Source organism: Streptomyces sp. NPDC002888, assembly GCF_042888465.1.
In the GTDB taxonomy this organism is placed as follows: Bacteria; Actinomycetota; Actinomycetes; order Streptomycetales; family Streptomycetaceae; genus Streptomyces.
The window spans coordinates 243,294-266,923 of the sequence record NZ_JBIAPU010000011.1; the positions used below are offsets into that span (position 1 = coordinate 243,294).

The following is a 23,630-nucleotide window of genomic DNA, read 5'->3' on the forward strand; positions in this document are numbered from 1 at the left end:
GGGGGCCGGGTCACGGGACGAGAACGATCTTCCCCGTCGTGTGCCCTGTCATGATCTGCCGATGGGCCTCAGCGGCTTCGCGGAGCGGGTGGGTAGCGGCGATCAGGACGCGCAATCGCCCGGCCGCCGCGGCTTCGGTGAGCCGCAGACGCGCGGCGGCGCGGATGTCCGTGCCGGGATCCGCGCCGGGCCCGCCGCCCAGGAGCTTGATACCGGCTCGGGCCCCGCGTTCGAACGCCGCGACGGTCGCAATGCGAGACCGGTCCGCCACCAGCTCCACCGAGACGTCCACCGCCTCGTCGGTGCCCACCAGATCAGCAGCCGCGTGGACTCCCTGCGGCGCTGCCGCACGCACCCGGTCCGCCAGACCCGGCCCGTACGCGATCGGAATCGCCCCCAGGTCGCGCAGTACGTCGTGCTTGGCCGGGCTCGCCGTTCCCAGCACCGTGGCGCCGCGCTCGACGGCCAGCTGCACCGCCATCAGGCCGACGCCACCCGCGGCGCCGTGGATCAGCACCGAGTCGTTCTCGCGCAGGCCGATCGCTTCGAGGACGTGCACAGCGGTGACGCCCGTGACCATCAGTCCTCCGGCCTGCTCCCAGGAGAGAGCGGCGGGTTTGGGCACCACTGAGGACGCCGGGACGATGAGTTCGGCGGCGTACCCGCCGGGCGCTCGGTACGCGATCACCTCGTCGCCGATCTGGATCGGGCCGGCGGGGCCGGTCGCGTCGGCACCGACAGCGGTCACCACACCGGCCGCTTCGGCACCGAGCCGCATCGGCAGGTTCGCCGGATCGGTTCCGAAGGCGCCGCTGTACATCTTGTGGTCGAAGGGGTTGACGCCGGCGGCGCGGACCTCGATGCGCACCTGACCCGGCCCGGGCTCCGCCACGGCGACATCGGTCACCGACAGCACCTCGGGACCACCGTAGGCACGCGCTACTACTGCTTCGCTCATGGCAGTGGACAACGCTGTCCCGGAAGGGTCGATTCCTCCTCGCGGGTGATTTTTTGAGCGGAGCGCTCCGCTCCGATAAGCTGGCGACGGATCACGCCGACTCGGGAGGACACATGAACGCCACGACCAAGCCGACGGCCCTGGTGACCGGCGGCAGTCGGGGAATCGGCGCTGCCACGTCGCGGGAACTGGCGGCTCGCGGCTACCGCGTGGCCGTCAACTACTTCTCGAACCGTGAGGCAGCCGACCAGGTGGTCAAGCTCATCGAGGCCGACGGCGGCGAAGCCTTCGCCGTCCAGGCCAACGTGCACGACCCCGCCCAAGCGGCCGAACTGCTGGAGGGTTCGACAACTGACGGGCGTCTGGACGTCCTGGTCTGCAACGCCGGCGCCCGGTTCACCCCCACCTCCGTGCAGACCCTCGCCTGGGACGACTTCAGGACGAAGGTGACGGACGAACTGGCTTCCGTCTACACCCTCACCCAGCACGCGCTGACGCTCATGGGCGCCCGGGGACAGGGCCGCATCGTGTACGTCTCCAGCGCCGTGGCCGACGGGCCGCCCGCCCCGGGCATGGCCGCCCATGGCACCGCCAAGGCCGCCCTGAACACCTTCGCGCGCTTCGTTGCCTACGAGGCCGGTTCGCTCGGCATCAACGTCAACGTCGTGGCGCCAGGTTACGTCCGCACCGAGAGCAGCGCGCGCATGCCGCAGGAGTTCCAGCGGCGGCTGGCGGAGAACACGCCCCTGGGACGTGTCGCGGAGCCGGAGGACGTGGCTCGGGTGATCGCGATGCTCGTCGGCGAGGAGGCCGGTTTCGTCACCGGCGAGGTGCTCACCGTCGACGGTGGGCACAGCGTGGCACGACGGTAGAGGAAAATACGTGCCCATGGGTGACACGCAGACCGACAGGCCGCGCGGCCGCCGACGGGAGGCGGACCGCAACGACGCCCGCCTCATGCAGGCCGCGCGCGAAGTCTTCGCCGAGCTCGGCTGGGACGCCCCCGTCTCGGAGATCGCCCGCCGGGCCGGCATCGGCATGGGCAGCCTCTACCGCCGTTACCCCAGCAAGGAACTGCTGGCTCAGCGGATGCGCATCGTGGGGATGGAACAGCTCGCCAGCCAGGTACGCACAGCCCTCGCCGAGGAGCCCGACCCCTGGGCGGCCTTCGCCCGCTTCCTGCGAGACGTGCTCTCGGCCCAGGGTGCGGGCGGTCCGCTGCTCCCGCTGGTGGGCGGCCGGCTGCCGGCCACGGACGAGATCGTGGCCGCCGCCGCCCAGCTCCGGGCCGCCCTCGACGACCTGGTGGACGGCGCCCACCGCGCAGGCGTGCTGCGCGCCGACTTCACCTCCGCCGACGTCCCCTTGCTGCTCGAACACCTCACCGCGCGGATCCCCGTCACCGACGAGCGCGCCACCGCGCTCCACTTGCGATACCTGGACCTGATCCTCGCCGGGTTGCGCACGTCGACCACCGATGAGCCCACCGCGTTGCAGAGCCCGGCTCCGGATTGGGCGGAACTCAGCGAGCTGTGGAACGCCTCTGAGGGCTGAGCCCCGCGCCCCCATAATGAATGCAGTGCCCACGCGCTTTCTGCTCCGCCGCCCTGCGCTTTTCCCTTCTCTCGCCGAGGGACCAACCGGATCCCCGGTAAATGGCATGCCGGGGAAAATTTCTTCCCCCTCACAACGCGCCCCTCCGATGCAATGCTTGATCACGCGGCGAGCATGACATTCGAGAAGCCGCGTGACCATGTGCCGTTTCAGGGCCTCCATCCGATGCACCTCCGCAAGGAGAGAACTATGTCCGACTCCCCGAACATCGCCCTCCTCCGTCGGCTCTACGAATCCGGAATGGCCCCGGAAGCAACCGCCGAGATCATGGCGCCTGACCTCGTCTGGGACATCACCCCGGGGTTTCCGAACAGCGGCGTGTACCACGGCTGGGACAGCGCGGCGAAGGACTTCTTCGGCGAGATGATGCCGAACTACGAGTCCTTCGGCGCGGTGCCCGAGGAGTTCTACGCGGACGACCAAGGACACGTCTTCGTGTACGGGCATTACCACGCCGAGACGAAGACCGGGAACAAGGCAGACGTCCGCTTCATCCATCTATGGACCATCCGTGACGGCAAGGCCGTACGGATGCAGCAGGCCGCCGACAGCCACATCCTTCAGGAAGCCCTCAAGGGCTGACCGAGCACCGGGAGTCCCTCATGGCGAAGATCCTCTTCGTGATCACCGCGTCCGACCACTGGACGCTGGCCGATGGAACCCGGCAGCCCGCCGGCTTCTGGGCCGAAGAAGCGCTCGGCCCGTACCAGGTCTTCAAGGAGGCCGGGTACGAGATCGCCGCCGCCACACCCGCAGGTGTGCCGCCCACGGCGGACGCGCTCAGCCTCAGCCCGGAGTTCAACGGCGGTGAGGAAGGCGCGCAGCGCATGCGGACCGCACTGCGCGAGGCGACCGAGCTGGCCCAGCCGCTGTGCATCGAGGACGTGAACGTCGACGACTACGAGGCCGTCTTCTACCCGGGCGGCTGGGGCCCGATGGAGGACCTGCCCCACAACACCGAGTCCGGAAAACTACTCACCGAGTGGCTCGCCTCGGGAAAGCCGGTGTCCCTGGTGTGCCACGGCCCCGCGGCGATCCTGGCCACCATCGGTCCGGACGGGACGTCCCCGTTCACCGGCTACCGCCTGACCGGCCTCTCCAACGCCGAGGAGAAGCAGAACGGTCTCGCGGACCGCGCAAAGTGGCTGCTGCAGGACCGCCTCGTGGGCGAGCTCAAGGCGGACTACCGCGAGGCCGAGCCGTTCACCCCGCATGTCGAGGTCGACCGCACCCTGCTCACCGGCCAGAACCCGGGCTCGGCGGTTCCGCTGGCCCAGGAGCTGCTCAAGGCACTGAGCTGACGCCGCAGCGGTGCGCTCACTCGGCGGCCAGGTCGCGCTCAGCATGCGCGACCTGGCCGCCGAGTCTCATCGTATGCGATTAGAAGGGTCGAAACCGTGTGAACTTCTCACGCTGGTCGAACGCAACGTAGGAAGAATCCTTCCCCCTCACAACGCCTGACCTCTGTGCGACGCTGGAGATGATGAACCGCAACCCGCACCTGAACGAGCTGGGAGAGTTCCTCAAGGCCCGCCGTGCCGAGCTCAGCCCCGAGGAGGTCGGGCTGCGCGCTGGCCAACGGCGGCGTGTGCACGGTCTGCGCCGCGAGGAAGTGGCCCTTCTGGCCGCGATCAGCACCGAGTACTACGCGCGGATCGAGCAGGGCCGTCTCCAGGCGTCGAGTCCCCTGCTGAACGAGATCGCCCAAGTGCTCCGCCTCAACGAGGACCAGCGCACCTACATGTTCGAGCTCGCGGCGAAGGAGACGGTGCGCACGCCCAGGGCAGGCGAGCGCCAGCAGGTGGACACCCAACTACGGCGCATGCTGGACGATCTCACCGCCACTCCGGCGTTCGTGATCGGCCGGCGGACCGACATCCTGGCCTGGAACCAGCTCGCCGCCGCCCTGTGGACCGATTTCGGGCGCTACCCGGAGCAGGAGCGCGTGTTCGTCCGGCTGCTGTTCGCCGAACCCTGGATGCGCGAGCTGTACGCGGACTGGGAAGAGGTCACCCGTCTGGCCATCGCCCAGCTGCGCATGGAGAGTGCGCGCTACCCCGGCGACCAGCGCCTCACCGATCTGGTCGAGGAGCTCTCCGCCCTCGACGCGCAGTTCCGGCAGTGGTGGACCGAGCACGACGTCGCCACGCGGGGCAAGGGCACCAAGAAGCTTCGTCACCCGGTGGTCGGGGAGCTGACGCTCGACTGGGACACGCTCACCTGTGCCACGGATCCCGAGCAGCACATCATCGTGTGGACCGCAGCGCCCGGTTCCCCTTCGTACGACGGGTTGCGTCTGCTGGCGTCCTGGGCAGCCGACCAGAAGCGGACGGCGTCCGGCTCCTTCGGGTGAGCCCTTTCCCGAGATGAGCGCGGTCGGATCGGGGGAAGACCCTTCCCCTGGTGAGGGACCGGGCCGGGTACGCGCGGAAGTTCCCGACGCGTCGAGGGGCTCCTCGACGGGGCGCTGCTCGGCGCTCTCACCGCTCGGGCCGTCCGGGGCGGCGGCCGCGTGGTGACGCTGCCGGCTTCGAGGGTCCCGGCGAGCGAGACGTCGTTTCCCGGCGTCCTGGCCCGTGCGCGCCGTTTCGTTACCCAAGGCGTCGAGCCGATCGCCGTGTTCCGCTACGCCCGTCAGCGCGCCAGGCTCGACCGGCTCCGGCAGCAGGTGGAGGAGGGCCGGATCTCCCTCCACCTCGCGAGGACGTTTCCGGCCGGCGGAACGGGCCGCCGAGGCCCCTCGGCTGCTGGCGGCCGGCGGCGTGAGGGGCCGGCTCGTCCTGACCTTCTGAGTGCACCTCAAGCCGTCACATCCCGTTCCGGCTCGTACGGATCGGCCGTCCACGACGCAAGGAGGCGTAGTCCGTCATGGGACGGCGTCCCATGCTCCGCGGTCAGGATCACCAACTGCTGCGTGGGGTCGGCCGAGCAGGTCAGGCTGTCCCAGTCGAGCGTGAGGTCGCCGACGACCGGGTGGCGCAGCCTCTTGGTGCCCACCCGCAGGCCGGCCAGGTGGCGGCCCGCCCACCACCGCCGGAAGTCGGCGTCCGCCACCGACAACTCGCCGACGAGCGCCGTCAATCCGGGTTCCCCGGGGTACCGGGCGGCCAGCAGGCGCAGTTGCGCGACGCAGCTCCGGGCGACCGTACTCCAGTCAAGGCAGAGGTCGCGGAAGGCGGGCTCGGTGAAGAGCAGCCGGGCGTAGTTGCGCCTTTTCTCCGGGACCCGATGGAAGTCGGTGAAGAGAGCGGCCGCCAGGGAGTTCCAGGCCAGGATGTCCATGTGCCGGCCCAGGACCAGCGCGGGAGTCGCCGACAGCTCGTCCAGAAGACGCTTCAGTTGCGGCTCGACCTTCTGCGCCGGTCGGCGGCACGGCACGCAGTCTCCCCGTGCGGCCAGCTCGAACACGTGGTCCCGCTCGGCATCGTCAAGATGCAGGACCCTGACGAGCGTCGCGAGCGCCGGCCTCGACACGGGGGCACGCCCCTGTTCCAGACGCGCGTAGCAGTCGGTGCCGAGCCCCGCCAGCTGAGCGACCTCCTCACGGCGCAGCCCCGTCACCCGCCGAGGTGCCCCGGACTCGGGCAGGCCCACGGTGCGCGGGCTGAGTCGGGCCCGGCACGCCTTGAGGAATTCCCCCAGTTCAACCAAAGGCGCTTTGCTGTACATAGCAGCCAGTGTGGCAGCATTCGATCGAAAGGTGAGGGGGAAGGATTTCTCCCAGGGTTGAAGCAATCAGGCTTGATTTCAACGACTGAGCGACGTCCACGACGTGAGAACGCGCAGCCCCTCATGCGAGGGAGTGTCGGGCTCAGCCGTCCAGACGACGATTTCCTGGTCGGGATCCGTGCCGCAGGCGAGGGCGTCCCGGTCCAGGACGAGTTCCCCGGCGACGGGATGGTGGAACTTCTCCCTGCCCATGCTGCGCGACGCCACGTGACGACTCCCCCACCAGCGCCCGAAGTCCGTGTCCTGCACGGAGAGCTCACCCACCAGCCCGGTCAGCCGCGGATCGTCCGGGTACGTGGTAGCCAGCATGCGCAGATGTGACACCCACTCACGGGCGACGGTCCGCCAGTCCGCGTACAGCGTCCGCATGGCAGGGTCGCTGAACAGGATGCGGACATAGTTCCGCTCCGTCTCCGGCACCTTCGCGAAATCGGTGAGCAGGGCGGCTGCGAGGGGATTCCACGCCAGGACGTCCATGCGGCGACCGATCACCACGCTGGGGGTCGCGGTGAGATCGTCGAGCAGGCGGCGCAGCTGCGGTTGCGCCTTCTGTGCGGCCTGACGGCTCGGGCGAGCCGCCTGGCGACCGGCCAGCTCGAAGAGGTGGTCCCGCTGGTCGTTGTTCAGGTGCAGGACCCTGACGAGAGCCGCCAGCACCGGCGCGGACGGCTGGATACGACCCTGCTCCAGCCGTGTGTAGTGGTCGGTGCTGATGGCGGCGAGCAGGGCGACCTCCTCCCTGCGCAGGCCGGGCACACGTCGCGGGCCACCAGTCTCGGGCAGACCGACGGTGCGCGGGCTCAACCCGGCCCGACGCTCCTTGAGAAATTCTCCCAGCTCGTTCACCTGCGCGTCGCTGGTCATGCCGGCCAGTCTCGCACCGCCCCGTCCTGACGAGGGGGGGAAGGATTCTTCCCTGGATAAGCCTTGCCTGGGGTGGAATTCTCCCCCTTGCGGGCTCACGCGATGGTGGCAGGGTCGAAGACGTGGTCGGCGAGCACGGTCGGCCTGCGGAAAGACTTCAACCGAACAGGCGGGCTGTCAAACCCTGAGTTCGGAATTGCTTGCCGAATATCACTCACATTCCGTGTTTCCAAGGGGCTTGCGGAGGAGGCGAGCGAAGACAGCGAGGACCGATGTCACGTCCCCCGGTCTCCACGCCCGGTGGTCTGGCCCAGAGCGGCTTCGCCGTCCTTTCCTTCCACACTGCTCACCGGGGCGTGAGGACGTCGGCCCCGACCGCATCGGTGTGCGGCTCGCTGACGCTCTTCGGTGAGCCTGCACGTGAACCAGCTCCCGGCCGCAGGCCGGGCGACCCGAATCCCTTTCGAACACGCAAGGAGCACCACCCCATGACCGAACGGAAGAAGTTCGCACCGCCGGCGATCCAGGAATTCGCCCCGAAGCTCGCCGAGGTGACCGACACGGTCCTGTTCGGCGACATCTGGGAACGACCGGGCCTGTCCCCGCGCGACCGCAGCCTGGTCACCGTCACCGCTCTGGCCGCCTTGTACCGCAACGACCAGCTCGACTTCCACCTCGGCAAGGCGCTGGAGAACGGCGTGACCAAGGACGAGCTGGTGGAGGCCCTGACCCATCTGGCCTTCTACGCCGGATGGCCCAACGCGATGACCGCGGTGACCCAGCTCAAGGCGATCGTGGAGAAGTCGGAGCAGTCGGGCTGAGGCATCGCCCCCACCAAGGGAAAGACACACCATGGAACTGCTGAAGCAGCCCCCGACCATGAAGCTGCCTGCCGAATGGTTCACCGGCGACGCCTACGCCGACGTGATCCACCGTGGCGAGGAGCCCTCTCGGATGCGGGCCAACATGGTCCGGTTCACTCCTGGCGCCCGCACCGCCTGGCACACCCACGGCCTGGGCCAGACCCTCTACATCGTCGAGGGCATCGCGCTGGTGCAGTCCCGTGGCGGCAACGTCATCGAGGCCCACCCCGGAGACGTCATCCACACGCCCCCGGGTGAGCAGCACTGGCACGGTGCCGCGCCCGACCAGTTCATGACCCACCTCGCCCTGTGGGAGACGGACGACGCCACCTGGCTCGAGCACGTCTCGGACGACGCGTCCAACGGACCGCGCGCCAGCGCCCGTACCCGCCCCTGACACCACGCCAGATCCGACGCGACCTGAGAGAGCATCATGCGAGCCACCATCATCCACGCGCCTGGTGACATCCGGGTGGAGAACGTTCCCGAACCGAAGATCGTCGCACCGACGGACGCCGTCATCCGTACCGTCGCCACCTGCGTGTGCGGCTCCGACCTGTGGAGCTACCGGGGCATCAACCCAGTCATCGAGCCGCAGCCGATCGGCCACGAGTACGTCGGCATCGTCGAGGAGGTCGGCAGCGACGTATCCAACGTCAGGCCCGGCCAGTTCGTCATCGGCTCCTTCATCGCCTCCGACAACACCTGCCCGGTCTGCCGGGCCGGCTACCACACCTCCTGCCAGCACCGTGACTTCCCCAACGGCTGCCAGGCCGAGTACGTCCGCATCCCCCTCGCCGACGGCACCCTCGTCGCCACCCCGGAGCAGCCGGCCTCAGAGCTGGTCCCGAATCTGCTGACCCTCTCCGACGTCATGGGCACCGGCTGGTACGCCGCCAAGGCGGCCGAGGTCGAGCCGGGTTCGACGGCCGTGGTCGTGGGTGACGGTGCCGTGGGCCTGTGCGGTGTCATCGCGGCGAAGGAACTGGGTGCCGAACGCATCATCGCCATGAGCCGGCACGCATCCCGGCAGAAGCTGGCCCTGGAGTTCGGTGCCACCGACATCGTCACCGAGCGCGGCGAGCAGGGCGTCGCCCGCGTCAAGGAGCTGACGAACGGCATAGGCGCCGACTCGGTCCTGGAGTGCGTCGGCACCCAGGAGTCGATGCACCAGGCCCTGCAGTCCGCACGCCCGGGTGGAAACGTCGGCTTCGTCGGCATGCCTCACGGCGTGCAGATCGACGGCCAGGAACTCTTCTTCTCCCACGTCGGTCTACGCGGCGGCCCTGCGCCCGTGCGCGCCTACCTTCCCGACCTGATCGACCGCGTCGTCAGCGGCCGTATCAACCCGGGCAAGGTCTTCGACCTCACCCTGCCCCTGGACGAGGTCGCCGAAGGCTACAAGGCCATGGACGAGCGCCGTGCCATCAAGGCGCTGCTGCGTCCGTGACATGAAGCCCGGCGGTGGCGGGTGCGGGATGAGCCGTGCCCACCACCGCCGCCGCCACCGAGCGGTGAGCGCCCGCCCACCGCAGCCCAGCAGAAACGGACCGACCGCCATGACCAGCGAGGCGATCGCCACCGTCGAGGCGTACTTCAAGGCGCTCGGTACGCGCGACATGGAACGGATCCTCCCCCACTTCGCTCCCGATGCGACCTGGACGATCCCCGGTGATCCGGCCCTGACGCCATGGGCTGGGCGCCGCAGCGGGCCGGAGGAGATCCGGCAGTCTCTCGCCGCGTTCTTCGCGGCCGTCGAGCCGCTCGCATTTGAGCTGCGCTCCTTGGTGGAGACCGACGGACAGGTCCTGGTACCGGGCCGGTACGCCTCCCGGTTCCATCCCTCGGGGCAGGTGCTCGAAAGCGAGATGATCCTGCGCTTCACCATCGCCGACGGCCTGATCACCGACTACCGCGTCTTCGAGGACTCGCTCGGCATCACCCGTAGCTACCTCGGTGCGCCTCCCACCCCAGGTCCCGCCTGACCGCAGGTCTTCCGAAACCCCTCGACAGCAACGCATCGGTACCTACGCCTTCCTCGGTCTCAGGAGCCCCCGCATGTCCGTTCGGCGCCTTGCCTGCAGCCCATGGCGACATCCCGCACGGCCTGCGCGAAAGCCTGACCATCACCGCGGTCATGGCCTTCGTCGGTGTTGCGGCGAATCTCTTCCCGAGGCCGGCCCGACGACCCTGACGAGCCCCCTCGCGTACTCACCGGATCAAGGAGATCGGAGACACACTCATGACGGCATGGACGAGCGATGACCTCAACCGCATCGCCACCGCTGACGAGTTGGAGATGGCACCGCTCAGGCGCAACGGCACCCTACGGAGGCCGGTGCCGATCTGGGTCGTGCGCGACGGTGACGACCTTTACGTCCGCTCCTTCCGAGGCGCGGATGGCGGCTGGTGGCGTACGGCGCGTGCGAGCCACGAGGGGCACATCCGCTCCGGCAGAGTCGACAAGGACGTCACCTTCGTGGAGGTGCAGGACGACGAGATCAACGACCGTATCGACACGGCGTACCGCATCAAGTACGGCCGTTTCGGCGGCGCCTACGTCGACCCCATGGTCGCCGCACGCTCCACGACGCTGCGGCTGATCCCCCGATGAGCAGGACGATCCCGATGAGCAAGACGATCCCCGCGGAAGCCGCTGAACCCCCACCAACAGCTGGTCCAGCACAGGAGTAAGCGCCATGCTCGGTCTTGAACTCGTCGTCGTCCTGGGCGCGGCCGTGCTGCTGGGCAATGCCCTGGGGCAGCGCTTCGGTGTCGCGCCGCCCGTCGTCCTACTGATCGTGGGCGCCCTCATCGGGCTCGTGCCGGCCGTCCGCCAAACCCAACTCCCGCCCGAAGTTGTGCTGTTGCTCTTCCTCCCCGTGCTGCTGTACTGGGAGAGCCTGACCACGTCCATGCGGGAGATCCGTTCGAACCTGCGCGGCATCGTCCTGCTCAGCACGGTCCTGGTGATCCTCACCGCGTGGGCCGTCGCGGCCGCCGGGCACGCGCTCGGACTGCCGTGGGGGCCGGCGTGGGTTCTGGGCGCGGCCGTGGCGCCCACCGACGCGACCGCGGTCGGCGCGCTGGCCGGTTCCCTGCCGCGCCGTGAGGTCACCGTGCTCCGGGCGGAGAGCCTCGTCAACGACGGCACGGCGCTGGTCATCTACGGGCTGGCGGTCGGCATCACCGTCGGCGAGGAGCACCTCACCCTTCCGCACGTCGGAGCGCTGTTCCTGCTGGCTTACGGCGGCGGGGCCGCGGTCGGCGTGGCGGTCGCCTGGGTCAACATGAACCTGCGGCGCCGCCTGGACGATCCCCTGCTGGGCAATCTCGTCATGATCCTGGCACCGTTCACGGCCTATCTGCTCGCCGAACTGATCCACGCCTCGGGTGTCCTCGCGGTCGTCGTGAGCGGGTTGATCATGGCCCAGGTGGCTCCGAGCCTGATCCGGGCCGACCACCGACGCCAGGCGTTGGCGTTCTGGCCGCTGGCGACCTTCATCATCAACGGCGCCCTGTTCGTCCTGGTGGGAGTGGAACTCCAATACACCCTCCGCCACTTGAGCCGCGCGGATCTGCAGGATGCACTGATCGCCGTGGGTGTGGTCAGCACGGTGCTGGTCCTCGTCCGGTTCGCGTTCCTGTTCTCCTCCGCCTACCTGATCCGCCTGATCGACCGACGTCCACAGCAGCGGCTGCGGAGGATCAGTCACCGGGCACGCACCGTCAGCGGCTTCGCCGGCTTCCGGGGCGCGGTGTCGCTGGCCGTGGCGCTCTCCGTACCGGAGACCGTCGACTCGGGCGCCCCCTTCCCCGACCGCGCCTTCATCGTCTTCGTCACCTCCGGCGTCATCGTGGTGACCCTCGTCGTGCAGGGACTGCTGCTGCCGGGCGTGGTGCGCTGGGCCCGGCTGCCCCGGGACACCTCCGTCGACGAGGAGCAGATCCTCGCCGAGACCACGGCGACCGAGGAAGCCGTCAAGGCGCTCCCGGAACTCGCCGCCGAACTGGGCACCACTCCCAAGGTCACGGAGTGGCTGCGCCAGGAGTACGAGGCCCACCTGGCGACCGTACGGGCCGAAGGCGCCGGCACCGACGAGGATCCCGCTCTGCTCCACAACCGCCACTACACCGACCTCCGCCTCGCCCTCATCGCCCACAAGCGTGCAACCGTCGTCCGCCTGCGCGACGAACAGAGGATCGACGACACCGTGCTGCGCCGCCTCCAGACCGCCCTGGACTACGAAGAGGTGCGGCTGGCCGGACGCGAGCAGGTGGAGTGAGCCGAGCCGCCTCGACGACACCACACACCAGAAGGGACCTCCCGTCATGTCCACCAGCCTCATCGACGTCCACGCCCATCTCCTCCCCGACTTCTACGTCCAGCAGGCGACGGCAGCCGGCCACGGCCACCCCGACGGCATGGGCGGCTGGCCGTCATGGTCCGTGCAAGCCCACCTGGACCTGATGGACCGCAACGGCATCGAGACCGCGATGCTGTCCATGTCCTCGCCCGGCGTGCACTTCGGCGACGACAAGGCGGCACGCCTCCTCGCCCGCCGCGTCAACGAGTACACCGCCGAACTGGCCCGGGGCCACCCGGGTCGCTTCGGCACCTTCGCCTCGCTGCCCCTTCCCGACGTGGAAGGATCCTTGGAGGAGATCGCCTTCGCCTTCGACAGACTCGACGCCGACGGCGTGGCCCTGCTGACCCACACGCACGGGGTGTATTTGGGCGACCAGCGCCTGGAGCCGGTGTTCGCCGAACTGGACCGCCGCCGGGCCGTCGTCTTCCTGCACCCCACCTCACCGGTGTGCTGGGAACAGTCCGCACTCGGCAGACCGCGGCCGATGGTCGAGTACATCTTCGACACGGCCCGTACCGTCACCGACATGGTGACGGCGGGCGTCCTGACACGTCACCCGAACATCAAGGTGATCGTCCCGCACTGCGGCGGTGCGGTGCCCGTCCTCGCTGATCGCATCAACGAGTTCATGAGCCTGTTCCTGCAGTCGCAGCAGCCGCCCACGTTGGACGCGGTGCAGCAACTGCGCGGCCTGTACTACGACATGGCGGGCACCGCTTTCCCACGCCACGTGCCGGCGCTGTTGAAGCTCGTCGACCCGGACCGCGTGCTCTTCGGCAGTGACTACTGCTGGACGCCGTCCCCGCTGGCCGACGCGCACATCGCGGCGATCGACGCCGCCGAGCCGCCGGCGGAAGACGCCACGTGGCGGTCGCTCACGACGGCGAACGCCAAGCGGGCCTTCCAGAGCACCTCGTGATGAACCACGGCAAGCCGCGTGCCGACGCGATCATGAAGCCTGCGCCGCCGGTCCGGCGGCGAACCACGTCTCCAGGGCCCAGGTCCGAGGTGTCTGCCCGGCGAAGGCGTCACGCGGCGCCGTCCAGTCCCTCAGGCGCCCTCTCGATCGTGGACGCCAGAGAGCGCAGAGCCTCGTGCGTGGGGCTTCCTGGCTCCGAGGTCCACACGACGAGCTGCTGGTCGGGATCCTCGGCGCACATGAAGGTGGACCGCTCGAGGGCCAGGTCGCCGGCCACGGGATGCCGGAGCAGCCTCGTGCCGCCGGCCCGCACGGCGACATCGTGCGAGGTCCACCACAGGCGGAAATGCGCATCCAGCGCGGAAAGTTCTTCGACGAGGGCTGTCAGTCGAGGGTCGTCAGGGTTTCGGCTGCTGTCCATACGCAGGTGGCACAGGGCCAGGCGAGCCATGTCCTCCCAGTCCCGGTACAGCACGCGGATGGCGGGCTCGGTGAACACCAGGCGCACGTAGTTCCGCTGTTCCTCCGGAACACGTCCGAAGTCCATCACCAGGGCGGCGGCCATGGCGTTCCACGCCAGCAGGTCCGTGTTGCGCCCGATGACGAAGCCCGCGGTCAGGGAGAGGTCGTCGAGCAGGTGCTGCATCTGCGGCTGGACTCGTTGGCGAACGCTCCGGCTGACAGTGGGCGAGGCCGTCTTCCCTGCGAGGGTCAGGAGGTACTCGCGCTGATCGCCGTCAAGGCGGAGCGCCTGCGCGAGCACGTCGAGGACGGCCGCCGACGCCTGGACGCGTCCCTGCTCGAGCCGGGTGTAGTAGTCGGTACTGATCGCGGCCATCCGAGCGACTTCCTCACGCCGCAGGCCGGGAACACGCCGGGGCTCACCGTTGTCGGGCAGCCCTGCCCTGCCGGGACTCAGCTGGGCACGGCGCGCCTTGAGGAAAGCACCCAGTTCCTCCAGGCCCGGATCGCGTCGCACACCCACAGCATCGCACCTTGCCGCGATCCCGCGCCCCAAACGCCCCTTCACCACCAGCCCCGTCCTCACCTGGAGGTCGAGACGCCGGGCGAAGGGCACGGGGTGACCCCCCGCCATCGCCGAGGGCCTCCGCAAGCACCCCCCTGAGCAAGATCTCCCTTGCAGGGGGCGGCCAACGGTTGCCCCAGCGGCCAACTCGCTGGTCATGCCCCGACCACGGCTGTGGTGCTGGAAAGCGGCCCGCCTCGGCGCGCCGGCACCGCCAGCGGCGTGTTCGAAACCGGCAGGCAGGTCAGCGGCGCCCAGGCCGCAGACGTCTTCGGCACCCTGCTCGCCGCCCGCTCCAGGGCACAGACGCTCATCAGTGCAGGACGATCACCGCTGTAGTGGTGATCGCCCTGCGGATTCGGCCCTGCCGGCGTGGACAACTTCGTCGTGGTGCAGCACGTACAGGCGCCCTGCGGCAACAGCCGCAGTCCACCGGTTGCGGTCGGGCGTCCTTCTCGGTCCCAGGCGGGCAGCGGCCCGAACAGGGCATATTGGAGCTCTTACCGCGTCGGCGGACGGTCAGCGGCGCTCATACCGGTGGGAAGCCGAGGCGTGTAGTGCTTCTCAAGCGCGGCGATTTCTTCCTCCGTCAAGGTGATGTCGAGGGCCGCGGCGGCATCCACCAGTTGTCGCGGTTTGGAGGCCCCGACGATCGGGGCGCTGACAACTGGATTCGCCAGGACCCACGCGAGCGCAATCGTGGCCATGGACACCCCGCGTGCCTGGGCTACGGACTGCACTTCGTTGACGATTTTCCGATTCGACTCGTCTTCGATGAACAGGCGCCCGTACGCGGGATCGCTTTCGGATCGATGGGTCTCCTCGCCCCATGGCCGGGTGAGCCGACCGCGTGCCAGCGGGCTCCAGGGAATGCTCCCGACACCTTGATCGGCGAGCAGGCCGAACATCTCCCGTTCCTCCTCGCGCATGAGGAGGTTGTACTGGTCCTGCATGGACACGAACCGTGTCCACCTGTGCAGGTCAGCGGTGTACTGCAGCTTGGAGAACTCCCAGGCCAGCATCGACGATGCGCCGATGTAGCGCACCTTGCCCGCCTTCACGACGTCGTGAAGTGCCTCCATCGTCTCCTCGGCGGGCGTCTCGTAGTCGAGGCGATGGATCTGGTAGAGATCCACGTAGTCGGTGCCGAGCCGGGTCAGCGACGCGTCGATCTGCTCCATGATCGCCTTGCGTGACGTTCCGGAGCCACCTGGGCCGGCGTGCATCGGGTAGAAGACCTTGGTGGCGAGCACGATGTCCTCGCGGCGCGAGTACTTCTTCATCGCGCGCCCGACAATTTCTTCCGAGGTGCCGAAGCTGTAGGCGTTGGCGGTGTCCCAGAACGTGATGCCCAGTTCGACAGCCTGCCGGAAGACCGGCTCCGATTCCTCGTCACCAAGCGCCCATTTACTGAAACCACTCGAGGTGTCCCCGAAAGTCATACAGCCGAGCGCGAGACGACTGACAACGAGCCCCGAGGTTCCAAGTCGCGTGTATTCCATAGATACTCCAGTTGAAGAAAATGGCCAATTCTGCGGACAGCAGCCGACCCAGGCGGCCACCAGAGCAACGGGCCTCGTCCTTGGCCTCGCGGTACTCGGTCAAGCAGCCGCCCTTGACGCCATGCTCACCGAGCTACCAGGCGTACGCTTCGGGAGCCTCGCCTCCGGGCCCCGGCCAGATCTCGTCGAGCTGCCGAAGAGTCTCCGGCGACAGGGTCAGGTGCGGGGCCCGGAGTGCCTGGTGCAGCTGGTCGGGGGTCCGCGGCCCGACGATGGTGGCCGCGACCGCAGGGTTGTGCAGCAGCCAGGCGAGAGCGACGTCCGCCGGTCGCTCGCCGAGGTCCGCGCACAAGGCTTCGTACCGTTCGAGCTGTGACCGGTACTGCTCGACAGTGGCCAGGAAGTCGGGAGACGAGCGTCGACCGCTGTCGGCCTTCTGCAGAGCGCCGCCGAGCAGGCCACCGCCCAGCGGGCTCCACGGGATCAGGCCTAGGCCGTAGTGGCGCAGCGCTGGGATCAGTTCGAGTTCGACCGTGCGGGCGTTGAGGTTGTAGAGGCTCTGTTCGCAGACCAGGCCGAGGAAGTGCCGCTTGCCGGCTTCCTGCTGGGCCGTGGCGATGTGCCAGCCGGCGAAGTTGCTGCTGCCGATGTAGGTGACCTTGCCCTCACGGACGAGTTGCTCCATGGCCTGCCAGATCTCGTCCCACGGTGTCGAACGGTCGATGTGGTGCATCTGGTACAGGTCGATGTGGTCGGTCCGCAGCCGTCGGAGGCTGTCTTCGGCAGCCTTGCGGATCTTGTGAGCGGAGAGGTACTTGTCGTTCGGACCGGTGCCCATGGGCTGGTAGAGCTTGGTCGCCAGCACGATCTGGTCGCGCCGGCCACCGCCCTGGGCCAGCCACCGGCCGATGATCTCTTCGGAGAGGCCGTAGCCCACTTCCATGTCGGGCGACTGCGGGCCGCCGTACACGTCGGCGGTATCGACGAAGTTGATGCCTTCCTCAACTGCCCGGTCGAGTATGGCGAAACCGGTGGACTCGTCGGTGACCCAGCCGAAGTTCATGGTTCCCAGGCCGAGCTTGCTCACCTTCAGACCCGTCCGGCCGAGGTGGTTGTACGTCATCGTCATCGGTGGTTCTTCCATCTGGTAGCGGCAGTACGTCGTGTACAGACCGCGCGGAGGAAGTCACGACGGCTGCCCTCTGGTTCCGCAGCCGAGGAGCCGGCTTCGTGGTCGGCGTACCGCCTGAGTGGCCTACAGCTGCGTCGTCGCCCGCTGGCCTCGATGCTGGCGGTCGTGACACCTCCTGTACGCGGACGCCCATACGGAGCAAGGGGGCACCGCAGCGATCTCACCCCTCGCGGTCCCGGTCAGGCCAGCGTCGCAATGTCGATCACGAACCGGTAACGCACCTCGGAGGACAGGACTCGCTCGTACGCCTCGTTGATCTGATCAACCGAGATGGTCTCGATCTCCGCGCCGATGCCGTGCTCGCCGCAGAAGTCCAGCATCTCCTGCGTCTCCCGGATCCCGCCGATCGACGAGCCGGCGTACGACCGGCCACGCGCGAGGAGGGAGAACACGTTCAGCGACAACGGTTCTGCCGGAGCACCGACGCTGACCATGGTGCCGCCGACGGTCAGCAGGGAGAGGTAGGCATCGACGTCGAGCTTGGCACTCACCGTGTTGACGATGAGGTCGAAGGTGCCCGCCAGCTCATCGAACGTGGCAGGGTCGCTCGTGGCGTAGTAGTGGTCCGCGCCCAAGCGAAGGCCGTCGTCCATCTTCTTCAACGACTGGGACAGGACGGTGACTTCCGCACCCATCGCGTGCGCGAACTTCACGCCCATGTGCCCGAGTCCGCCGAGCCCGACGACGGCCACCTTCTTGCCAGGGCCGGCGCCCCAGCGGTGCAACGGCGAGTACGTGGTGATTCCCGCGCACAGCAGCGGGGCGGCCTCGTCCAGGGCGACGCCGGCGGGGATACGAACGACGAAGTCCTCGTCAACGACGACGTGGGTGGTGTATCCCCCTTGGGTGGGGGTGCCGTCCCGGTCCACGGAGCCGTAGGTGAGCGTCGTGCCGTTGAGGCAGTACTGCTCCTCGCCCTTGAGGCAGGAGTCGCAGGTGCGGCACGAGTTGACCATGCAGCCGACGCCGACGCGGTCGCCGACGGCGTGCTTCGTGACCTCGGAACCGACTTGGGTGACGACTCCGGCGATCTCATGCCCGGGAGCCACGGGGTAGTGCACCGGGCCCCAGTCGCCACGCACGTGGTGGATGTCCGAGTGGCAGATGCCGGCGTACTCGATCTCGATGAGGACATCGTGCGGGCCCACGTCACGGCGCTCGACGGTGGCCTGAGAGAGCTGTTCGGTCGCGGACGTAGCGACGTACGCGTTGACGGTGAACACGATTCTCCAAACGGGGACGGAACTGGGTCGTGGCCGTAGCAATCACGGTTGTCGCAGCATGACTGTAGGCAAGATTTGCCGCCACGGATCGTTTTTGGGGACCTAGCAATCGCCGGATCGATGCATGCGGCATTCGTCCGGACGCGAGAATTCATGCCGCAGCCGATGCTGCCATACATATAAAGCTTGCACGCTCGACCACCCGTGTACAGGGGAAGGATTCATCCTGGGAAAGATCCTTCCCCCCTTCAGGATCGAGTGCCTGGGTACGATGACTGATGGCTCTGCGCGAGAAATTCATTAGGCCTCGCCATGTCACACCGCGAGAAGTGAGGAAACGGCCGGATGAAAGTCATTGGACTGAGCGAGTTCGGCGGACCGGAAGTGCTGCAGTCGTTCGAACTCCCCGACCCGCGCCCTGGAGCCGAGGAGGTGCGGCTCCGTGTTCACGCCGCCGGAGTGAATCCGGTAGACGCAATGGTCAGGTCCGGGCAGCTGGAGCAGATGTACCAGGGCCTCACTCCGCCCTTCGTCCCCGGGATGGAGGTCGCCGGTACCGTCGAAGAGGTGGGCGGCGATGTCGACCCTCGCTGGGGCCTGGTGCCGGGCGCACGCGTCGTGGGATTCGTCGACAACGCCGGGAGGCACGGCGGTTACAGCGAATATCTCGCCCTTCCCGCGCGGTCCGTGGCCGTCGCTCCCTCGAATGCCTCCACCGCCGATGCGGCCTGTTTCCTCAACAATGCGCTCACCGCTCACAATGTGCTCGATGCATTCCGGCTGCCAGAAGGCGCCGCCCTCTTGGTGACAGGCGCTGCGGGATCGGTCGGCGGATACCTCGTGGAACTCGGCGCCGCGGCGGGCCTTCACGTCGTGGCCGTCGCGGCAGAGGACGACGCCGACCTCCTGCGCTCACTCGGCGCGCACGTGTTCATACCGCGCGGCCCCGACACCGCCCACCGGGTGCTCGAAGAGCTCGGTACTCCGGTGGACGCGGTGGCTGATGCCGCCTTGCTGCACGAACAGATCGCTCCCGCCGTGCGTGACGGCGGCCAGATCGGCATCCTGCGCTTCTGGGACGGCGATCCAGGGCGCGGAATCAAGGTGAAGCACCTCAACGTGCGAGAACGGCGGACGGACCGGGACGCGATCGTACGTCTGCGCGACCAGGTCGAAGACGGCACCGTCACGTTGCGCGCCGCCATGTCCTTCGACGCGGATGACGCGGTTGCCGCCCATACCCGGCTCGAGCAGGGCGGCCTGCGCGAACGGATCGTCCTCGAATTCGACGACGCCATGTGGCAGCCCGGCTCATCAGGCACCACTTCGCTCACCTGGAAGCCCTGAACACCGGCTGCCTCCACCCTCTGCCTTGCCCATTCACCGTCTCGAAACCGGCGACGCGACGCCAGAAACCGACCGCACGCTCAGGCGCCATGGGCCGCCAAGAGACGCAGGACGCTGCGGCCAGCCGTCCTGCGCTCGGCATCGGCCGGCCGGCGCCAGCCTCGACAAGGAGAAACGATGCACACACGAACGCTCGGACGCGACCTACGGGTCTCCGCCGTCGGCCTCGGCGCCATGGGAATGTCCCAGAGCTACGGGCCGAACCCCGGTGACCGGAGCGACATGATCGCCGTACTCCGTGGCGCCGTCGACCGCGGGGTCACCTTTTTCGACACCGCAGAGGTGTACGGCCCCTACGTCAACGAGGAGCTTGTCGGCGAGGCCCTCGCTCCGGTGCGTGACCAGGTCGTGATCGCCACCAAGTTCGGATTCCGCATCGAGAACGGCACCCCCGCCGGGCTCAACAGCCGGCCCGAGCAGATCCGTGCCGTCGCCGCGGCCTCCCTGAAACGGCTCGGGGTCGAGAGGCTCGACCTGTTCTACCAGCACCGCGTTGATCCGGACGTGCCCATCGAGGACGTCGCCGGCACGGTGGGTGAGCTCGTGCAAGAGGGCAAGGTCCGCTGCTTCGGGCTCTCGGAAGCCAGTGCGGAGACCATCCGGCGTGCCCACTCGGTCCACCCCGTGACGGCAGTGCAGAGCGAGTACTCGCTGTGGACGCGGGATCCGGAGCCGGAGGTCCTGCCGACATGCGCGGCGCTCGGAATCGGATTCGTGCCTTTCAGTCCGCTCGGCAAGGGATTCCTGACCGGCACGGTGGACGCGTCGACCTCGTTCGTGACCGGTGACGTCCGCACGAACATTCCACGGTTCACGGCCGAGAACCGGGCGGCGAACCAGGCCCTCGTCGAGCACATCACCACCCTCGCGCAGGCCAAGAGCGCCACACCCGGGCAGGTCGCACTCGCCTGGCTGCTCGCGCAGCATCCGTGGATCGTTCCGATTCCGGGCACACGACGCATCGCGCGAATCGAGGAGAACACCGGCGCCACCCAGCTGCCGTTGTCCGCCGACGAACTGGCGGACCTCAACGAACTCGCCGGCCGGATCGGGGTTCAGGGAGACCGCTACAACGAGCACCACATGTCGCTGGTCGACAAGTAGCAGACGACGGCGGCAATCCGTGGGCGGGTCCGCACCTCATCAAGGACGACAGGACTCTCCGGCGACCGCGTGCAGAAGCCCCGTCGGACCATGCCGGCGGGGCTTCGTCGTCTCACGGGCGTCGCACGCGCTCGCACGGACGCCCCTATAACGGGGGGGCGCTGGGTACCGTTCTGACCAGGTTGAAGACCTCGCGGGCTGCATACCGCTTGAGGCAACGGATGATCTCACGTCGGGTCTTGCCCTCCTGGGTGCGACGTTCGTAGTACGCCTGGGTGCGGGGATCGAAGCGCAGCCGGGTGAACACGATGCGGTGCAGGGCGGCGTTGGCCTGCCGGTCGCCGCCGTAGTTGAGCCGACGCTCCGCCGGCCCGACGAATACTCGACCGGGCTGACCCCGCACAACGCAGCGAACGACGCCTTAGTGCCCAGCCGCTCGGGATTGTCCCCCATGGTGATCAGCAGGGTGGCAGCACTGTCCGGACCAATACGATGGGGCTTCCAAGGAGAACGGTGTCGTAGTCCTCGAGTGAGGGCAGTTGGCCCTTGACGGCTGGGCGCACGTCATCGTCTTGTTCGCGAACGTTGCGTTGGACGGTCGCGTCGTACTCCCGCGGGTAGGGATCGGCGGCCTCGATGCGGTGTACGCCGCACCGGATGAGACTGCTGATCTTGTGCGCCAGGACCTCGGTGTTGCCGACCCGCAGGGTGGTGCGTCCGCCGTAGTAGTAGTTCTCGCCCGGACGCGAGAAGTAGGCCAGCAACACTCGCCCCGTGCCCGGGGTCGTCGCGGACGACTCCGGGGACGAGATCTGCCCTTCGCTCTCCTGTCCCGCAGGCGAGGAACAGCTGGTGAGGTGGGCTCCGGTCACGGCGCCGAGTCCCGTCGTCACGGTGGCCCGCAGGAGGGCGCGTCGTCGTGGCGCGGCGGTCATGCGTCGAGGCGGCGCTCGGCGAGCCAGGTGACGATCTCCGGGTCGCGGTGGTCGAAGAACAGTGAGCTGCCGGTGTCCAGGGTGGCGATCTGGGCCATCTGCTCGTCGGTGAGTTCGAAGTCGAAGACGTCGATGTTCTCCGCCATCCGCTCGGGCCGCACGGACTTGGGGATGGCGATGACGCAGCGCTGGGTCAGCCAGCGCAGCACGACCTGCGCGACCGATGTGCCGTACTCCTTGCCGATCTCGGCCAGTAGCGGGTTGGTGAACAGGTCGTTCTTGCCCTCGGCGAAGCCGCCCCAGGACTGGATCTGCACCCCGTGCTCGCGCATCAGGTCCTGGTAGTCGGCACGTTGGAAGAAGGGGTGGGTCTCGATCTGGTTGACCGCCGGGGTGATCTCGTTGTTGACGATCAGGTCGATCAGCCGGTCGGGGTAGAAGTTGGCGACACCGATCGCCTTGGCCAGGCCCTCGCGGTTGAGGGCTTCCATGGCGCGCCACTGGCCGTAGACGTCGCCGAAGGGCTGGTGCATCAGGTACAGGTCGAGGTGGTCCAGGCCCAGCTTGTTCAGGGACGTCTCGAACGCGCGCTTGGTGTTCCCTTCTGCCGGGGCGTCCTGGACCCACAGCTTGGTGGTGACGAACAGGTCCTCGCGCGGGATGCTGCTGGACTTGATGGCGCGGCCCACGGCCTCTTCATTGCCGTAGGCGGCGGCGGTGTCGAGGAGGCGGTAGCCGGCGGCCAGCGCGTCGGACACGGCGCGCTCGGTGTCTTCGGCGGGGATCTGGTAGACGCCGAAGCCGAGCAGCGGCATCTCGATGCCGTTGTTCAAGGTCACGTACTGCATGGGAAAGGTCCTTTGCTGTGCGGAGCGGTCAGGGGGTGATGAGGGCCTTGAGGACCTGGCGGTCGGCCATGGCCTGGTAGGCGTCCGGCGTCTGGTCGAGGGGGAAGGTTTCATCGAAGACGCGGCCGGGGGCGATGGTGCCGTCCAGGACGTAGGGCAGCAACTGCTCGATGTAGGCGCGGGCGGGGCTGGCGCCGCCGGTCAGGGTGATGTTGCGCATGAACTCGGCCGGCCCGATCGGGCCCTGCTCGTATTGCGGGACGCCCAGGCGGCTGATGGTGCCGCCGTTCAGGACCGCGCCGAGGGCGGTGTCGAGGGCCTGGCGGGTGCCGACGGCCTCGATGACCTTGTCCACTCCGCCGGTCAGTTCGAGGATGCGGGCGATGCCCTCCTCACCGCGCTCGGCGACGACGTCGGTGGCGCCGAACTCGCGGCCCAGGTCGGTGCGGGCTGTATGGCGGCCGGCGAGCACGATCCGCTCGGCGCCCAGCCGCTTGGCGGCGATCACCGCGCACAGACCGACCGCCCCGTCCCCGACGACCAGTACGGCATCGCCGCGGCCGACGCCGGCGGTGACCGCGCCGTGATGGCCGGTGGTCATCACGTCCGACAGTGCCAGCAGAGACGGCAGCAGCGCGGAGTCGGCGGCCACCGGCAGCTTGACCAGGGTGCCGTCCGCATGTGGGACGCGGACAGCTTCGCCCTGCCCGCCGTCGACGTCGTCGAAGCCGTACCGGCCGCCTTTGCGGCACGAGATGTGCAGGCCCTTGGCGCAGTAGTCGCAGGTGTTGTCGCTGTAGGTGAACGGGGCGACGACCAGGTCACCGGCCTTCAGGCCCCTCACGTCCGCGCCGGTACCCTCGATGATGCCGAGGAACTCGTGCCCCATGGGGCGGCCGGTGTCGGTGGCGGGCATCGACTGGTAGGGCCACAGGTCGCTGCCGCACACGCATGCGGCCAGCGTGCGCACCACGGCGTCGGTCGACTTGGCGATCTTGGGGTCGGGCCGGTCGTCGACGCGGACGTCTCCGGCTCCGTACATCACTGCTGCACGCATAAGAGGTACTACTCCAAA

24 protein-coding genes and 1 pseudogene are annotated in these 23,630 nt (G+C 68.4%); 14 read left to right on the plus strand and 11 right to left on the minus strand.

The window, feature by feature from the left end; translation table 11 throughout:
* Window positions 1-10 precede the first annotated feature (10 nt).
* The gene (locus ACFYWX_RS20125) at window positions 11-958 is read right to left on the minus strand and encodes a zinc-binding alcohol dehydrogenase family protein (RefSeq protein ID WP_389425398.1); all 948 of its coding nucleotides are present in this window, start codon (window positions 956-958) and stop codon (window positions 11-13) included.
* A gap of 113 nt (window positions 959-1,071) precedes the next feature.
* Between ACFYWX_RS20125 and ACFYWX_RS20130 the strand changes: the two genes are divergently transcribed.
* The 5 genes from ACFYWX_RS20130 to ACFYWX_RS20150 all read left to right on the plus strand — a co-directional run bounded on the left by ACFYWX_RS20130 (window position 1,072) and on the right by ACFYWX_RS20150 (window position 4,925).
* Window positions 1,072-1,830, plus strand: coding sequence for an SDR family oxidoreductase (locus ACFYWX_RS20130; protein WP_389425399.1), 759 nt, complete (start codon window positions 1,072-1,074; stop codon window positions 1,828-1,830).
* Window positions 1,831-1,846: 16 nt separating this feature from the next.
* The gene (locus ACFYWX_RS20135) at window positions 1,847-2,512 is read left to right on the plus strand and encodes a TetR/AcrR family transcriptional regulator (protein ID WP_389425400.1); all 666 of its coding nucleotides are present in this window, start codon (window positions 1,847-1,849) and stop codon (window positions 2,510-2,512) included.
* A gap of 249 nt (window positions 2,513-2,761) precedes the next feature.
* On the plus strand, window positions 2,762-3,154 hold the full coding sequence (locus ACFYWX_RS20140; protein WP_389425401.1) for a nuclear transport factor 2 family protein: 393 nt from the start codon (window positions 2,762-2,764) through the stop codon (window positions 3,152-3,154).
* 20 nt (window positions 3,155-3,174) lie between these two features.
* A complete protein-coding gene (locus ACFYWX_RS20145) occupies window positions 3,175-3,873 on the plus strand; it encodes a type 1 glutamine amidotransferase domain-containing protein (protein ID WP_389425402.1) in 699 nt (232 codons plus the stop codon).
* Between the two features lie 182 nt (window positions 3,874-4,055).
* Window positions 4,056-4,925 carry a helix-turn-helix domain-containing protein gene (locus tag ACFYWX_RS20150; protein WP_389425403.1) on the plus strand — a complete coding sequence of 290 codons (870 nt, stop codon included), beginning with the start codon at window positions 4,056-4,058 and terminating at the stop codon, window positions 4,923-4,925.
* A 446-nt stretch (window positions 4,926-5,371) separates the two neighbouring features.
* Here the strand turns inward: ACFYWX_RS20150 and ACFYWX_RS20155 are convergent, their stop codons facing one another.
* On the minus strand, window positions 5,372-6,241 hold the full coding sequence (locus ACFYWX_RS20155; RefSeq protein ID WP_389425404.1) for a helix-turn-helix transcriptional regulator: 870 nt from the start codon (window positions 6,239-6,241) through the stop codon (window positions 5,372-5,374).
* 78 nt (window positions 6,242-6,319) lie between these two features.
* Window positions 6,320-7,165, minus strand: coding sequence for a helix-turn-helix domain-containing protein (locus ACFYWX_RS20160; RefSeq protein ID WP_389425405.1), 846 nt, complete (start codon window positions 7,163-7,165; stop codon window positions 6,320-6,322).
* 488 nt (window positions 7,166-7,653) lie between these two features.
* Here ACFYWX_RS20160 and ACFYWX_RS20165 point away from each other — a divergent pair, with 488 nt between their 5' ends.
* The 7 genes from ACFYWX_RS20165 (at window position 7,654) to ACFYWX_RS20195 (ending at window position 13,317) form a co-directional block, all read left to right on the plus strand.
* Window positions 7,654-7,986 (plus strand): carboxymuconolactone decarboxylase family protein, encoded by a 333-nt coding sequence (locus ACFYWX_RS20165; protein ID WP_389425406.1) that lies wholly within the window; start codon window positions 7,654-7,656, stop codon window positions 7,984-7,986.
* A gap of 31 nt (window positions 7,987-8,017) precedes the next feature.
* On the plus strand, window positions 8,018-8,425 hold the full coding sequence (locus ACFYWX_RS20170; protein WP_389425407.1) for a cupin domain-containing protein: 408 nt from the start codon (window positions 8,018-8,020) through the stop codon (window positions 8,423-8,425).
* 36 nt (window positions 8,426-8,461) lie between these two features.
* Window positions 8,462-9,478 carry a zinc-dependent alcohol dehydrogenase family protein gene (locus tag ACFYWX_RS20175; protein WP_389425408.1) on the plus strand — a complete coding sequence of 339 codons (1,017 nt, stop codon included), beginning with the start codon at window positions 8,462-8,464 and terminating at the stop codon, window positions 9,476-9,478.
* A 109-nt stretch (window positions 9,479-9,587) separates the two neighbouring features.
* Window positions 9,588-10,013, plus strand: a complete 426-nt coding sequence (locus ACFYWX_RS20180; protein ID WP_389425409.1) for a nuclear transport factor 2 family protein — start codon at window positions 9,588-9,590, stop codon at window positions 10,011-10,013.
* Between the two features lie 257 nt (window positions 10,014-10,270).
* Window positions 10,271-10,642, plus strand: coding sequence for a DUF2255 family protein (locus ACFYWX_RS20185; RefSeq protein ID WP_389425410.1), 372 nt, complete (start codon window positions 10,271-10,273; stop codon window positions 10,640-10,642).
* A gap of 85 nt (window positions 10,643-10,727) precedes the next feature.
* The gene (locus ACFYWX_RS20190) at window positions 10,728-12,314 is read left to right on the plus strand and encodes a Na+/H+ antiporter (RefSeq protein ID WP_389425411.1); all 1,587 of its coding nucleotides are present in this window, start codon (window positions 10,728-10,730) and stop codon (window positions 12,312-12,314) included.
* A 46-nt stretch (window positions 12,315-12,360) separates the two neighbouring features.
* The gene (locus tag ACFYWX_RS20195; protein ID WP_389425412.1) at window positions 12,361-13,317 is read left to right on the plus strand and encodes an amidohydrolase family protein; all 957 of its coding nucleotides are present in this window, start codon (window positions 12,361-12,363) and stop codon (window positions 13,315-13,317) included.
* 109 nt (window positions 13,318-13,426) lie between these two features.
* On the opposite strand, the gene ACFYWX_RS20200 is transcribed toward ACFYWX_RS20195, so the two are convergent.
* From ACFYWX_RS20200 to ACFYWX_RS20215, 4 genes are all read right to left on the minus strand, one after another.
* A complete protein-coding gene (locus ACFYWX_RS20200) occupies window positions 13,427-14,296 on the minus strand; it encodes a helix-turn-helix domain-containing protein (RefSeq protein WP_389425413.1) in 870 nt (289 codons plus the stop codon).
* A 548-nt stretch (window positions 14,297-14,844) separates the two neighbouring features.
* Window positions 14,845-15,846, minus strand: a complete 1,002-nt coding sequence (locus ACFYWX_RS20205; RefSeq protein WP_389425414.1) for an aldo/keto reductase — start codon at window positions 15,844-15,846, stop codon at window positions 14,845-14,847.
* A 133-nt stretch (window positions 15,847-15,979) separates the two neighbouring features.
* The gene (locus ACFYWX_RS20210) at window positions 15,980-16,969 is read right to left on the minus strand and encodes an aldo/keto reductase (RefSeq protein WP_389425442.1); all 990 of its coding nucleotides are present in this window, start codon (window positions 16,967-16,969) and stop codon (window positions 15,980-15,982) included.
* 248 nt (window positions 16,970-17,217) lie between these two features.
* Window positions 17,218-18,261, minus strand: a complete 1,044-nt coding sequence (locus tag ACFYWX_RS20215; protein ID WP_389425415.1) for an NAD(P)-dependent alcohol dehydrogenase — start codon at window positions 18,259-18,261, stop codon at window positions 17,218-17,220.
* A 345-nt stretch (window positions 18,262-18,606) separates the two neighbouring features.
* Between ACFYWX_RS20215 and ACFYWX_RS20220 the strand changes: the two genes are divergently transcribed.
* Together ACFYWX_RS20220 and ACFYWX_RS20225 are read left to right on the plus strand one after the other, a co-directional pair.
* The gene (locus ACFYWX_RS20220) at window positions 18,607-19,608 is read left to right on the plus strand and encodes an NADP-dependent oxidoreductase (protein WP_389425416.1); all 1,002 of its coding nucleotides are present in this window, start codon (window positions 18,607-18,609) and stop codon (window positions 19,606-19,608) included.
* Window positions 19,609-19,785: 177 nt separating this feature from the next.
* The gene (locus ACFYWX_RS20225) at window positions 19,786-20,772 is read left to right on the plus strand and encodes an aldo/keto reductase (RefSeq protein WP_389425417.1); all 987 of its coding nucleotides are present in this window, start codon (window positions 19,786-19,788) and stop codon (window positions 20,770-20,772) included.
* Window positions 20,773-20,917: 145 nt separating this feature from the next.
* On the opposite strand, the pseudogene ACFYWX_RS20230 reads toward ACFYWX_RS20225, so the two are convergent.
* From ACFYWX_RS20230 to ACFYWX_RS20245, 4 genes and pseudogenes are all read right to left on the minus strand, one after another.
* Window positions 20,918-21,261 (minus strand): annotated as a pseudogene (locus tag ACFYWX_RS20230) (transposase); the annotation flags it as partial.
* The gene (locus tag ACFYWX_RS20235; protein WP_389425418.1) at window positions 21,231-21,707 is read right to left on the minus strand and encodes a flavodoxin; all 477 of its coding nucleotides are present in this window, start codon (window positions 21,705-21,707) and stop codon (window positions 21,231-21,233) included. The pseudogene ACFYWX_RS20230 and the gene ACFYWX_RS20235, both read right to left, overlap by 31 nt.
* Window positions 21,704-22,555 (minus strand): aldo/keto reductase, encoded by an 852-nt coding sequence (locus ACFYWX_RS20240; protein ID WP_389425419.1) that lies wholly within the window; start codon window positions 22,553-22,555, stop codon window positions 21,704-21,706. The genes ACFYWX_RS20235 and ACFYWX_RS20240 overlap by 4 nt, the downstream gene beginning before the upstream one ends.
* Before the next feature lie 28 nt (window positions 22,556-22,583).
* Window positions 22,584-23,612: a zinc-binding dehydrogenase gene (locus ACFYWX_RS20245; protein ID WP_389425420.1), complete on the minus strand. Its 1,029-nt coding sequence runs from the start codon at window positions 23,610-23,612 to the stop codon at window positions 22,584-22,586.
* Window positions 23,613-23,630 lie beyond the last annotated feature (18 nt).